This window comes from Streptomyces sp. BK022 (genome assembly GCF_004217355.1).
Taxonomy (GTDB): domain Bacteria; phylum Actinomycetota; class Actinomycetes; order Streptomycetales; family Streptomycetaceae; genus Streptomyces; species Streptomyces griseoluteus.
Genome location: NZ_SHKU01000001.1, coordinates 306651 through 319480 on the forward strand (window position 1 = coordinate 306651; position 12830 = coordinate 319480).

Annotated in this window: 14 protein-coding genes; 11 read left to right on the forward strand and 3 right to left on the reverse strand. The window is 73.4% G+C overall.

All coding sequences use genetic code 11. The annotated features are described in order from the left end of the window. Positions 1-35: 35 nt before the first annotated feature. The 7 genes from EV284_RS01500 (at position 36) to EV284_RS01530 (ending at position 6036) form a co-directional block, all read left to right on the forward strand. Positions 36-851, forward strand: a complete 816-nt coding sequence (locus EV284_RS01500) for an SAM-dependent methyltransferase (protein ID WP_130329470.1) — start codon at positions 36-38, stop codon at positions 849-851. Positions 852-942: 91 nt separating this feature from the next. Beyond that, positions 943-1530 (forward strand): lytic transglycosylase domain-containing protein, encoded by a 588-nt coding sequence (locus EV284_RS01505; protein ID WP_130329472.1) that lies wholly within the window; start codon positions 943-945, stop codon positions 1528-1530. Positions 1531-1716: 186 nt separating this feature from the next. Beyond that, a complete protein-coding gene (locus tag EV284_RS01510; protein WP_130330950.1) occupies positions 1717-2037 on the forward strand; it encodes a hypothetical protein in 321 nt (106 codons plus the stop codon). Further along, positions 2034-3236: a cupin domain-containing protein gene (locus EV284_RS01515; RefSeq protein ID WP_130329474.1), complete on the forward strand. Its 1203-nt coding sequence runs from the start codon at positions 2034-2036 to the stop codon at positions 3234-3236. The genes EV284_RS01510 and EV284_RS01515 overlap by 4 nt, the downstream gene beginning before the upstream one ends. 7 nt (positions 3237-3243) lie before the next feature. Continuing rightward, complete coding sequence (locus tag EV284_RS01520) at positions 3244-4140, forward strand: sucrase ferredoxin (protein WP_130329476.1); 897 nt, start codon at positions 3244-3246, stop codon at positions 4138-4140. Between the two features lie 64 nt (positions 4141-4204). Further along, positions 4205-5047 (forward strand): SDR family oxidoreductase, encoded by an 843-nt coding sequence (locus tag EV284_RS01525; RefSeq protein WP_130329478.1) that lies wholly within the window; start codon positions 4205-4207, stop codon positions 5045-5047. 47 nt (positions 5048-5094) lie between these two features. Continuing rightward, positions 5095-6036: an SDR family oxidoreductase gene (locus tag EV284_RS01530; protein WP_130329480.1), complete on the forward strand. Its 942-nt coding sequence runs from the start codon at positions 5095-5097 to the stop codon at positions 6034-6036. Here the strand turns inward: EV284_RS01530 and EV284_RS01535 are convergent. Together EV284_RS01535 and EV284_RS01540 are read right to left on the reverse strand one after the other, a co-directional pair. Next, positions 6027-7028, reverse strand: a complete 1002-nt coding sequence (locus tag EV284_RS01535; RefSeq protein ID WP_130329482.1) for a WYL domain-containing protein — start codon at positions 7026-7028, stop codon at positions 6027-6029. The genes EV284_RS01530 and EV284_RS01535 overlap by 10 nt on opposite strands. Positions 7029-7084: 56 nt before the next feature. Next, positions 7085-8560, reverse strand: coding sequence for a sugar porter family MFS transporter (locus EV284_RS01540; RefSeq protein ID WP_130329484.1), 1476 nt, complete (start codon positions 8558-8560; stop codon positions 7085-7087). 169 nt (positions 8561-8729) lie between these two features. Here EV284_RS01540 and EV284_RS01545 point away from each other — a divergent pair, with 169 nt between their 5' ends. After that, complete coding sequence (locus EV284_RS01545; RefSeq protein ID WP_130329486.1) at positions 8730-9095, forward strand: STAS domain-containing protein; 366 nt, start codon at positions 8730-8732, stop codon at positions 9093-9095. Here the strand turns inward: EV284_RS01545 and EV284_RS01550 are convergent. Continuing rightward, complete coding sequence (locus tag EV284_RS01550) at positions 9079-10428, reverse strand: MFS transporter (protein ID WP_165425428.1); 1350 nt, start codon at positions 10426-10428, stop codon at positions 9079-9081. The genes EV284_RS01545 and EV284_RS01550 overlap by 17 nt on opposite strands. Positions 10429-10552: 124 nt before the next feature. Here EV284_RS01550 and EV284_RS01555 point away from each other — a divergent pair, with 124 nt between their 5' ends. From EV284_RS01555 to EV284_RS01565, 3 genes are read left to right on the forward strand one after another with little or no spacing between them, the layout of a single operon-like run. Further along, positions 10553-11461 (forward strand): sugar kinase, encoded by a 909-nt coding sequence (locus EV284_RS01555; protein ID WP_242625495.1) that lies wholly within the window; start codon positions 10553-10555, stop codon positions 11459-11461. Positions 11462-11465: 4 nt separating this feature from the next. Continuing rightward, a complete protein-coding gene (locus EV284_RS01560) occupies positions 11466-12212 on the forward strand; it encodes an IclR family transcriptional regulator (protein WP_130329492.1) in 747 nt (248 codons plus the stop codon). Further along, positions 12200-12811, forward strand: a complete 612-nt coding sequence (locus EV284_RS01565; protein ID WP_130329494.1) for a bifunctional 4-hydroxy-2-oxoglutarate aldolase/2-dehydro-3-deoxy-phosphogluconate aldolase — start codon at positions 12200-12202, stop codon at positions 12809-12811. The genes EV284_RS01560 and EV284_RS01565 overlap by 13 nt, the downstream gene beginning before the upstream one ends. Positions 12812-12830: the final 19 nt, after the last annotated feature.

Below are 12830 nucleotides of genomic sequence, written 5' to 3' on the forward strand. Positions count from 1 at the left end.
CATCGTCAAGTTGTCTGTAGGGAAAGGAAGTTGCGATGTCCGACAGCGCGGGTGCGGGTTCTGGGGCAGAGCCCGGCAAGGCGAGCGTCGCCCGGATGTACGACGCGATGCTGGGCGGACAGCACAACTTCGCCATCGACCGGGAGGCGGTGGCCGCCTTCACCGCCATCGACCCCCGGGTGCGCACCCTCGCACGGGCCAACCGGGACTTCCTCGGCCGGGCCGTGCGCTTCCTGATCGGCTCCGGGGTACGGCAGTTCATCGACCTCGGCTCCGGCATCCCCACCCAGGGCAACGTCCACGAGGTGGCCCAGGCGGCCGACCCCGACGCCCGGGTGGTGTACGTCGACAACGATCCCGTCGCCGTGGCGCACAGCGCGTCCCTGCTCGCGGACAACCCCCGCGCGGACATCGTCGACGGCGACATCCGCAGGCCCGCCGACATCCTCGAGGCGCCGCAGCTGCGCAAGCTGATCGACTTCGAGCAGCCCGTCGCCGTGCTGATGATCACGATCCTGCACTTCATCACCCCGCAGGAGGACCCGCGCGCCCTCGTGGGCGCCTTCCGGGACGCGCTGCCCGCGGGGAGCTGGCTGGCGATGTCCCACGCGACCAACCAGGACCGCCCCGACACCGCCGCCGCCGTGGGGCAGCTCTACCGCTCCCGCGCCACCTCCCCGGTGACCGCCCGCTCGTACGAGGAGATCCTCGGCCTCTTCGACGGCTTCGAGCTCACCGAGCCCGGTCTGGTCCACGTCCCGCTGTGGCGTCCGGACCCGGCCGAGCCGCTCCCGGACAACCCGACCGAGTACTGGGTGTACGCCGGGGTCGGGCGGACCACCCCCCGGTAGGGGATTGAGGGCGGGACGCACGGGCACCTGGTCGCCAGAAGGACAGCGGGCGTTCCGTCGTCCGGCTGCTGGCAGGGGAAAGGCCGTGCTCATGGACAGAAGACCGACCCAGGCGGCGCACGATCCCGGCCGCGCCCCGACCCCGCCCCTGCTGCCCGGCGGCTACGACCCGGCGGACTACGCCGGGACCGTCGCCCGCGGCGCCGAGTCGGCCGGGGTGTCGCCGGTGCTGCTGATGACCGTGCTGCACAACGAGGCGTACAAACCGCACCACCCGCTGCTCGAACGCCTCTGGCAGTGGTGGAAGCCCGGCGCGTCCTTCGGCGTGGCCAACATGCACCGGGCGGCCTTCGAGTCGGTCCGCCGCGCGTACGGCCTGTCGGGACGCTGGGAGGACCTGCGGGACGACCCCGCATTCGCCGTCCGCGTCGCCGCCCTGCACCTCAGGGACCTCGACCGGGCCCTGCCGCGCACCCATGTGCGGCGCTACACCCGCGACGAGCTGCTCGCCCTCGGCTACAACGCGGGCGAACGCAACATGCGGGCCTTCGCGCGGGGCGTCCCGCCGGGCCCCATGGCGCGGTCGTACCTGAGGCGCTACCGCGAGTACCGCGGCCGGGCCGTGGAGGCGCTGGCCGAGGGCGGCAGGCCGTGCGACCCGGACGCGATCGCGGGCTGAGCCGCCGGCCGCCGTGGCCCACCGGATGCAGCCGGCCGGTTTCTGGGTGACGGTAGTCGCAGGGGCCCACCGGCACGCGACGCGCCGCCGGAGGGTCCACCACGGCGACGGCGAGGAGGAACTGTGGCTACTTCCGATCACCAGCACGAGGGCCCCGCGGACGGCGGTGCGGCCGGCGAGCCCGGCGTGCACGACGGCGGTGCGGACGGCAGCGCCGAAGGTCCCGCGGACGGTGGCGCGGCGGGCGTTCCCGGGGTGCACGACGGCGGTGCGGACGGCAGCGCCGAGGGCCCCGCGGACGGCGGTGCGGCCGGTGTCCCCGGCGTCCACGACGGCGGAGCCGACGGTGGCGCGGACGAGGGCGCGGAGGGCCCCGCGGACGGTGGCGCGGCCGGTGTCCCCGGCGTCCACGACGGTGGCGCCGACGGCGGTGCCGAGGGCCCGGCCGACGGCGGTGCCGCCGGTCAGCCCGGTGTCCACGACGGCGGTGCGGACGGCGGCGCTTGACCGGCCCGGCCGGTGACCCTGATCCCGGTACCCGTGGGGGTGCCGGGATTCTGGAGCGCCGTCTGACCGGACTCGCCCCTGACGTCTTCGCACGGGACGTCTGGTCGCGCACCGCGCTGCTCACCCGGCACGCGAGCGACTTCTCCGACGTGTTCGACGCCGGCGCGGTGGACGAGCTCCTCGCGCGCCGGGGTCTGCGCACGCCCTTCCTCCGCGTCGCCAAGAACGGCACCGTGCTCCCCGAGTCGTCCTACACCTCGCCCGGCGGAGTCGGCGCCACCATCGCCGACCAGCTCGACGACACCGCGCTCTGGCGGCTGTTCGCCGACGGCGCGACCCTCGTCCTCCAGGCCCTCCAGCGCACCTGGGCACCGGTCGGGGAACTGTGCGCCGCCCTGAGCACCGAGTTGGGGCACCCGGTGCAGGCCAACGCCTACATCACCCCGCCGCAGAGCCAGGGCTTCGACGACCACTACGACGTCCACGACGTGTTCGTCGTCCAGATCCAGGGCAGCAAGCGCTGGCTCGTCCACGAGCCCGTGCACCGCGACCCGCTCAGGGACCAGCCCTGGACCGGGCACCGGGCCGCCGTCGCCGAGGCGGCGAAGGGGCCCGCGTACATCGACACCGTGCTGCAGCCCGGCGACGTCCTCTATCTGCCGCGCGGCTGGCTGCACGCCGCCCGCGCCAAGGGCGAGGTCTCCGTCCACCTGACCCTCGGCGTCCACGTCTGGACCCGGTACGCGCTGGCCGAACAGCTGGCCGAGGCGGCCCTCGCCGCGCTGCGCGAGGACGCCTGGACCCGCGCCTCGCTGCCGCTCGGCGCCGAGGCCACGGCCGAGGTGCTCGACGGCGTCCGCGAACGCCTCACCGCCGCGCTGTCCGACGCCGACCCCGCCCCTCTGTTGCACCGCACCCGGCGCGGCCAGGGCAGGCCGGCACCGCTCGGCCCGCTGGCCCAGCTCGCCGCCGTCGACGCCCTCGCCCCCGAGTCGCCCGTACGCCTGCGCGAAGCCCTGGAAGCCCGGCTGGAGGGGGACCGCCTGACGACCCGCGTCGGCTGGCTCGACTTCCCCGCGACCGACCTGCCCGCCGTGGCCCGCCTGCTCGACGGCGAGGTCCGCGCGGCCGGTGACCTCGGGCTCCCCCTCGCCGGACGGCTGCTCCGCGCGGGCGTGCTGGTGCCGGGCGGACAGTAGCCGCCCGGTGACCAGCACAGACCGCTTCTTCTGCGCCGACGCCGCCCGGATACGCGGCGACTCCCTCGCGGGCACCGCGCCGCGCGGTACGGTCTGGGTGCTGATCGAGTACCGGGGCGCGTGGCCGGCCAACGGCTACGACGGCATCGACCTGGACCCGGTGGTCAAGGCCCACGTCTGGGCCGCCGCCCACGCGGTACGCGCCCGCATCTTCCTCGTCCGCCGGCTCGCCCGCCCCCGGCCCGAGGGGCCCGGCCGCTGGGCCGTGCTGCACTACGAGCGGTCGGGCGCCTACCGCCAGCGCTGGGGCACCTGGAGCAACGACCAGGACCTCGTGGAGATCGCCGAGGCGCTCCGGTCGCCGGGCCTGCTCGACCAGCCGCCGGTCGTCCTGGTCTGCGCGCACGGCCAGCACGACATCTGCTGCGCGGTACGCGGCCGGCCCGTGGCGCGGGCGCTCGGCGAGCGGTGGCCCAACCTCGTCTGGGAGTGCACCCACGTGGGCGGGGACCGGTTCGCCGCCAACGTCGTCGTCGTGCCCGACGGGACGTACTACGGCGTCCTCGACCCCGTCTCGGCCGTCCGGGTGGTCGAGGAGCACCTCGCCGGGCGCATCCACCCCGACTTCCTGCGCGGGTACACCGACCTCGCCCCGCCCCAGCAGGTCGCCGTCGCCGCGCTGCTCGCCCGCTTCGGCCCGGCCGGGCGGCACGACTACACGGTCACCGGCACCGCCCGTGACGGCGACGACTGGCGTGTCCGCGTCGAGCTCCACGCGCCGCACCCGACCGCCTTCGACATCGAGGTGCACGCCCACCGCACGGCCCCCTACCGCCTCACCTGCCGGGGCCCCGTACCGAGCCCGGCGGTCGACTACGAGGTGCGGTCCATCCGCCCGACCTGACCGCTTGCCTTCGAGTGCACGTCAACTCCTAGCGTGGAAGGGCGACTTCACCGGAAGGAACACCATGACCAGCACCTGGTTCATCACGGGCACCTCGTCCGGGTTCGGCCGCCTCCTCACCGAGCGACTGCTCGCGCGCGGCGACCGGGTGGCGGCCACCCTGCGCCGCCCCGAGGCCCTGGACGACCTGCGCGCCGAGTACGGCGACCGGCTGTGGACCGCCCGTCTCGACGTCACCGACCCGGAGCAGACCGAGCGGGTCGTCGCCGATGCCTTCGCGGACCTGGGCGAGATCGACGTGGTCGTCAACAACGCGGGGTACGGCGTCTTCGGCTCCGTGGAGGAGGCCGGCGAGGAGCAGATCCGGCGGGTGATCGACACCAACCTGCTCGGCTCCATCCATGTCATCCGCGCCGCGCTGCCCCACCTGCGCGCGCAGGGCCGCGGCCGCATCCTCCAGGTCTCCACGGCGGGCGGCCAGACCACGTATCCCGGCTTCGGCTACTACCACGCCTCCAAGTGGGGCATCGAGGGCTTCTGCGAGACGGTCGCGCGGGAGATCGCCCCCTTCGGCATCGCCCTCACCATCGTGGAACCCGGCGCCACCCCGACCGGCTTCGGCGCCTCCCTGGACACCGCCCCGCCCATGCCGGAGTACGCCACCACCCCGGCCGGCGAGATCCGCCGGGCCCTCACCGACGGCACCTTCGTCCTGCCCAACTCCCCGGAGAAGATCGCCCAGGCCATGATCGACCTGGCCGACTCCGGCGCGGCCCCGCTGCGCCTGCCCCTCGGCTCGGACACGTACGACGACATCCGCGCCTCCCTGACCGCCCGCCTGGCGGAGCACGAGGCGCACCGGGACACGGCGTACTCGGTGGGCAGCGGGGAAATCGACGCGACGTGAGAACAAAGGTGACGTGAACTGTCACCTTTGGCGTGCACCGTGGAGACATGACCACAGAAGACCTCACCCCACCCCTCGCCGGCCGCATCGCACTCGTCGCCGGGGCCACCCGGGGCGCCGGGCGGGCGATGGCCGTCGAACTGGGCCGGGCCGGAGCCACCGTCTACGTCACCGGACGCACCACCCGCGAGCGGACCAGCGAGGTCGGGCGGGACACCGAGACCATCGAGGAGACGGCGGAGCTGGTCACGGCGGCCGGCGGCACCGGGATCGCGGTACCCACCGACCACCTGGACCCCGGGCAGGTACGGGCACTCGTCGCGCGGATCGACCGCGAGCAGGGGCGGCTCGACATCCTCGTCAACGACCTCTGGGGCGGCGAACACCTGCTGGTGGGCTCCGTCTTCGGCAAGAAGAGCTGGGAGACTCCGCTCGAAGACGGCCTGCGCCTTCTCGAACTCGGGGTCCGCTCGCACGTCGTCACCGTCGCGCTCGCCCTCCCGCTCCTGATCCGCTCCGACGCCCCGCTGCACGTGGAAGTCACCGACGGCACGGCGGTCTACAACCGCCGCTACCGGGAGAACCTCTACTACGACCTCGCCAAGAACGCCCCCATCCGCATCGCCTTCGGCCTGGGCGAGGAACTCGCGGAGTACGGCGGTACGGCCGTCGCCGTCACGCCGGGCTTCCTGCGCTCGGAACAGATGCTCGGCCACTTCGGCGTGACCGAGGAGAACTGGCGCGACGCCATCGCCCGGGAACCCGACTTCGCCACCGCCGAGTCCCCCGCCTACCTCGCCCGCGGCATCGCCGCCCTCGCCGCCGACCCCGGCCGCGCAGCCCGCTGGAACGGCAAGTCCACCTCCAGCGCCGAACTCGCCCGGACCTACGGCATCACGGACGCCGACGGCAGCCGGCCGGACGCCTGGACCTACTTCGAGGAGGTCAAGTTCGGCGGCAAGGAGGGCACCCCCGACGACTACCGCTGACCGGCCACGCCGTACAGCGCGGCGAGGTCCCGCGCGTGCGCGCGGAAGCGTTCGCGCAGGCCCGTCGGGGCCAGCACCTCCATGTCCGCGCCCAACCCGCCGAGCTGGGCGAACGCGACCTCCTCCGACTCCACCGGCAGCGCGACCGTCACCCGGCCGTCGGCGTCCGGCCCGCTCGCGGACGCCAGTGCCTCGGCGACCCCGGCCGGGTCCGCGACGGCGGGCAGCCGGGCGAGCCCCCGCCCGGTGAGCCGCAGGGTGGCCGTCGTCCGCAGCAGGGTGCGGGCGAACGCCTCCGCGTTGGCCCGCCAGTACGCGGCCAGGTCGAAGCCGGGGTCGCGGACGAAGGGTTCGTCGCCGGCGGGGGAGAGGGCCGTGACCCGGTCGACGCGGTACGTGCGCCAGGCGCCGTCCGGCCCGTCCGGGACCCGGCCAACGACGTACCAGACGCCCGCCTTCAGCACGAGCCCGTACGGCTGGAGCAGGCGGGTCACCGCGTCGTCCCGGCCCGGCCGCGCGTAGGTGATCTCGACGGCGCGGTCGGACCACACCGCCCGGGCCAGCTCCGGCAGCAGCCCGGGAGTCGACGGCTCGCGGAACCAGGCCGGGGCGTCCAGGTGGAAGCGGCGCACCGAGGACTCGGCCGCCGCGCGGAGCGAGGGGAGCAGGGTGGCGGAGAGCTTCAGCCGGGCGGTGTCCGCCGCGTCGGACAGGCCGAGGTCGCGCAGGGCGGTGGGCAGGCCGGAGAGGTAGAGGGTCTCGGCCTCGGTGGGGTGCAGGGTGGTGAGCCGGGTGCGGTGGCCCGGCGCCAGGTGGTAGCCGCCCGCGCGGCCGCGTTCGGCGCGGATGGGGACGCCCGCCTCCTGGAGCGCCTGGGCGTCGCGGATCACCGTACGGCGGGAGACGCCCAGTTCACGGGCGAGGGCGTCGGCGGTCAGGCCGGGGCTGGACTGGACGAGAAGCGCCAGGCGGATCAGACGGGCGGCACGCATGGGTCAAGCATCGTGCACCGGGGAGGCGCGGGCGTCCCGCACCTCCCCGGCCGCGGTCACGAGCGGGCGAAGTCGCCCGGCCGGAACTTCTGCTCCTTCAGATGCCGTTCGATGTCCTCCAGGCTGCGCCCGGTGAGTTCCGGCATCCTCCGCCAGACGAACAGCCAGGCGGCGACATTGAAGAGGGCGTAGATCCAGAAGACCTGTCCCACGCCGAAGGCGTTGATCATCGTCAGCAGGGTGAGGGTGATCAGCAGGTTGGTGCTCCACAGGGTGGCGGACTGCACGCTGGTGGCGGCCGACCGCACCGAGAGCGGGTGGATCTCCGATCCGGTGAGCCAGCCCATCAGCTGGAGGCCGCCGGCGTTGAAGAACATGAAGGCCAGCAGGCAGCCCACGATCGCGGGGACGTAGGCGCGGGTGCCTTGGCCGGTGACGTAGAGGGCGCCGAGCGCGAAGAGGCTGAGCGCGGCGCCGGGCACCATGACCAGGGTGAGCCTGCGGCGGCCGACCTTGTCCACGATCCACAGGCCGACGATCATCATCAGCAGGTAGACCACACCGAGGGCGACGCTGATCCGGAGGGCGTCGGCCTGCGGGAAACCGTTGTCGGTGAGGATGGTCGGGGCGTAGTAGATGATCATCTCGATGCCGGAGAGCTGGGTGAAGGCCGCGATGCCGCAGCCGACGATCAGCGCCGGGCGCACCCACGGCTGCCGCAGCCCGCGCCAGCCCCGTTCGGCACGGCCGGTGTCCTCCTGCTGCCTGGCCAGACCGGCGATCTCGTCCAGCTCGGCCGCCACGTCGTAACCCTCGGGCCGCAGCTCCTCCAGCACCTCGCGCGCCCGGTCCGTGCGCCCGTGGCGCAGGATGAGCCAGCGGGGGCTCTCGGGGAGCCGCAACTGGCCCAGCAGCATCAGCAGGGCGGGGGCGGCGGCCGCGCCGATCGCCACCCGCCAGGACACGGCCTCGGTCGCGCCGACGACGGTGGCGATGACGATGCCCGCGCCGATGGCGAGCTGGAAGCAGAGCACCAGCCGCCCGCGGATCGCCATGGGGGCCAGCTCCGCCACGTACATCGGCACGGTCTGGGTGGCACCGCCGACCGCGAAGCCCAGCAGTACGCGGGCGAGGGCGAGCCCGACCGCGTTGGGGGCGAAGGCGCAGGTCAGGCTGCCCACGATGAAGATCCCGCAGATCAGCAGGATGGTGCGGTGCCGCCCGAAGCGCTCGCACAGCCGGCTGCACACCAGCGAGCCGATCACCGCGCCGAGCAGGATGCCCGCCGCGATGGTCTCCTTCATGGTGCTGCCGATGTGGAACTCGTCGGAGATCTGGAGCAGCGCGCCGGAGATGATCCCGGTGTCGTAGCCGTAGAGCAGACCGCTGATCGCCGACACGACGGCCGCCATCAGCATGTGCCCGTTCAGGCCGCCGGCCCCCGCGCGGTCCGTCCGGCGGGTCTTCGCTGTTGTCCCTCTTTCGGGTGAGCCGCTCGGGCGGCGGTCATCCACGCTCTGCACTGACACCATGATCCATTCCTTCGAATCCGGGTCTCTCGGCGCCCGGACTGGGATCGTCTGCCCTGATGAGAGCGGGTGATGCGCGGGAAAGGGGCGGCCCATACCAGTCGGCGAGGCGGAGCCTGCGCATGGACACGCAATGTTGTCATGGGTCAAGCAATACGCAATGCTCGCGCGTATGTACTCCCAGCAACAGCACGACGAGGGCGGAACAGGAGTGTCCGCCTCCGCACAGCGGGGCGGGGTGTGGGTGATGGAGCTGCGCGGCGAACTCGACCTGGCCTTCATCGACCGCGTCGAGCGCGCCACCGCCGACGTCCTGCGCCTCTTCCCCGGCCCGCTCGTGTACGACCTCCGGCACCTGGGCTTCGCCGACTCCCTGCTCGTCAACCACCTTCTCGCCACCCGTCGGAAGCGCCCGGTCGGGCTGATGGGCACCAACCGGTACGTGGACCGCATGCTCGAAGTCACCGGCACCGCCGCGGTGCTGCCCACCTTCGCCAGCCCGGAGGCCGCCGAGGCCGGGCTCACGCGCGCCCGGTAGCGCCCTTGGTGCGCACGGGCGCGGTCTCCGGCAGCCGCCAGGTGCACAGCGCGCTGGCGAGCCCGGCCGCCGCCATGTACGCGGCCAGGTACCAGGGCCGGTCCCCGCCCGCACCGACCAGCAGGGTGGCGATGAAGGGCGAAGTCCCCGCGAAAATGACGCCGTTGATCTCCCTCACGAAGACCAGCCCGCTGTAACGGACCTCGGTGGGCAGCGACTCCGCGTAGAAGGTGCCCGCGACCGCGAAGACCGAGTTGAGGAAGAGGGCGAACGCGACGGTGATCGCGGTGTAGATCAGCCACGGTTCCCGCGTGTCCACCATCAGGAAGAACGGGTACGCGAACAGGGTGATGGCCACCGCCCCGCCGATCATCACCGGCTTGCGCCCGATCCGGTCGGACAGCGCGCCCGCCAGCGGGATCGTGAGGATCGAGACGGCCGAGGCGACGGTGATGCCGAGCACGGCCGTACCGGACGACAGGCCGAGCTGGTGGGTGAGGTAGCTCGGCAGATAGCCCTGGATCGCGTACGAGGCGACGGCCGTGGCACAGCCGGAGCCGATGAGCAGCGCGATCACCTTGGGCCGGGCCCTGATCGCGGCGAGCACGGGCAGCCTCTCCCGCCGGCCGTCGGCGCGGGCCGCCTCGAACTGCTCGGTCTCCGGAGCCGCGTTGCGGATCAGCAGCGCGATCACCACCACCAGCGCACTGGCCAGGAACGGGATGCGCCAGCCCCAGCTCAGGAAGTCGTCCTCGGGCAGCGTGGAGACGGCGGCGACCGCGCCGGAGGCGATGACCACGCCGATGAACTCACCCGCGCCGGGCAGCGATCCGTAGAACCCGCGCTTGTGGTCCTGGGCGGCCTCCGTCGACATGACGTACGCGCCGCCGAGTTCGGCGCCGACGCCGAAGCCCTGCATCATCCGGCACAGCACGAGCAGCACCGGGGCCCAGGCGCCGATCTGGTGGTACGTGGGCAGCGCGCCGATGGCCAGCGTGCCCACGCCCATCAGGACCACGGTCAGGATCAGCACCGGGCGGCGGCCGATCCGGTCACCGAGGTGGGCGAGGAGCAGCCCGCCGACCGGGCGTACCGCGAAGCCGAGTCCGAAGGTGGCGAAGGACGCCAGGGTGGCCGCGAAGGGGGAGACCGACGGGAAGAAGACCTTGTTGAAGACGATCGCGGCACAGGCGCCGAAGAGGAAGAAGTCGTACCACTCCAGGATCGACCCGACGACACTCGCGGCGGCCGTTCTGCGCTGACGTGCCCGTGCGCTCAGCGGCGGGTGCGGGGCGGATTCCTGGCGGGCGGATGCGCTCGTCGTCGGGCTCATCGCACTCCCTTTCACCATCGGTCGGGCTCGTGCGCCCTGCATGTTGCAACATATGCACGCCTGTTGCGCGAGGGCTGCTAATGTTCTTCACGGCCACAGCCGCATGTCAATGGAGGGGATGGCGATGACCGGAGCGACGGTCTGCCTCGGCGAGACGATGGCGCAGGTCACCCCCGCCGACGGCGAAGGACTGGAACACAGCCGGGAGTTGCGGCTCGCCGTCGCGGGGGCCGAGTCGACGGTGGCGCAGTACCTGGCCGACCTGGGGCACCGGTCGGCGTGGGTGAGCCGGGTCGGGGACGACCCGCTCGGCCGGCGGATCGTCGCGGCCGTCGGTGACCGCGGGGTGGATGTCGGCGGGGTCCGGTTCGACCCGGAGGCCCCGACCGGCGTCTACTTCAAGGACCCCGGGCCGGACGGCACGCGTGTGCACTACTACCGGCGCGGATCGGCGGCCGCACGGATGGGTCCCGCCGATGCCGAGCGCGTCGACCTGGCCGGGGCGCGGCTGCTGCATCTGACCGGGATCACACCCGCGTTGTCGGCGGAATGCGCGGAGCTGGTGGAGCTGCTGATGGAACGAGCCGCCCGCGCGGGGGTGCCCGTGTCCTTCGACGTGAATCACCGGCCCGCCCTGTGGAGTTCGCTCGACGAGGCGGCGGTGGCGCTGCGCGACCTGGCCCGCCGGGCCGACCTCGTGTTCGTCGGCCGGGATGAGGGCGAGCGGCTGTGGGGCACCACCACGGCAGAGGAGATCCACGCCCACCTCGCGCCTCGCGGCACCCTGGTCGTGAAGGACGCGGAGATCGGCGCCACCGAATTCAGCGGCCCGGTGCGGGAGTTCGTACCCGCGCCCGCGGTCGAGGTCATCGAGGCGGTGGGCGCCGGAGACGCCTTCGCCGCCGGGTACCTGAGCGGGTTCCTGCGCGGGTCCGGCTCCGCCGACCGGCTCGCCCTCGGGCACCGCCTCGCCGGACGGACCCTGCGCAGTATCGAGGACTATGTGCCCGCCGACACCTTGGAAGGGAACTGACGCCATGTCACAGACGGTGAGACGGGCCATCGACATCCTGGAGTTCATCGCCCGTGGACCCCGTACCCAGACCGAGGTGGGCGACCACCTCGGCGTGCACCGGTCGACCGCGCTGCGCATCCTGGAGTCGCTGACCGAGGGCGGGCTCGCCCGGCGGCTGCCCGACGGCCGGTACGCGGTGGGGCACCGCCTCGCCGGACTCGCCCGACTCGCCCTGGAGCAGTTCGGGCTCAGGGAGATCGCGGCCGGCCGTCTGCGCACGCTGGGCGAACACTGCGGGCACACCGTGCACCTGGCCGCGCTGGAGGGCGGCCGGATCGTCTACGTCGACAAGATCGACCCGGTGGACGGAGTGCGTCTGTACTCCCAGATCGGCCGGCCCGTGACCCTGCACACCGCCGGTGTCGCCAAGGCGATCCTCGCCCACCTGCCGCGGCCCACCGCCGAAGCCCTCCTCGCCGGCTGCGACTTCGCCCCGCACACCGGCACCACGATCACCGACCCGGCCGCCTACCGGAAGGCACTGGAGGAGACCCGCGCACGCGGCTTCGCCGTGGACGACGGCGAGTACGAGGACTACGTGAACTGCGTCGCCGTACCCGTACGGGACAGCGGCGGCGAGGTGATCGCGGCGGTCTCCGTGACCGCCCTCAGGGCGAAGGCGGACCTCACCGCGCTGGAGCGGGACGTGCTCCCCGAGCTGACCACCACCGCAGAGACGATCTCCAGGGAGCTGGGATGGCGACCGTGAACCCCCCGACCTTCGACCGCGTCTTCGCCGAGGCGCCCGTGATGGCGATCCTGCGCGGGATGCCGCTCGACAGGTCCGTCGAACTGGCCACCCTCGCCTGGGACCTGGGCATCGAGTGCGTCGAGGTACCGGTGCAGAGCCGCACGGCCGCCGAGGTCCTCGCCGCCGTCGTGAAGGCGGGCGCCGAGCGCGGCAGGCCGGTCGGCGCGGGCACCGTCACCACACCGCAGCGGCTGGCGTGGGCGGTGTCGGCCGGAGCGGCCTTCACCGTGGCGCCGGGCTTCGACGCCGGGGTGGCGCGGGCCAGCCTCGACGCCGGACTGCCGCATCTGCCCGGCGTGGCGACGGCCACCGAGGTCCAGGCCGCGCGGGCGCTGGGCCTGGACTGGCTGAAGGCGTTCCCGGCGGGCGTGCTCGGCCCGGACTGGTTCCGCGCCATGCGCGGGCCCTTCCCCGAGGTGCCGTTCGTCGCCACCGGCGGCATCGACGCCTCGAACGCGGCCGCGTTCCTCGCGGCGGGCGCCAAGGTCGTCGCCGTCGGCTCGGCCCTCGAGGACCCGGACCAGCTCCGCCGTCTGGCCGACCTCTTGAAGCACTGACTCACCCGCACGCAGACAG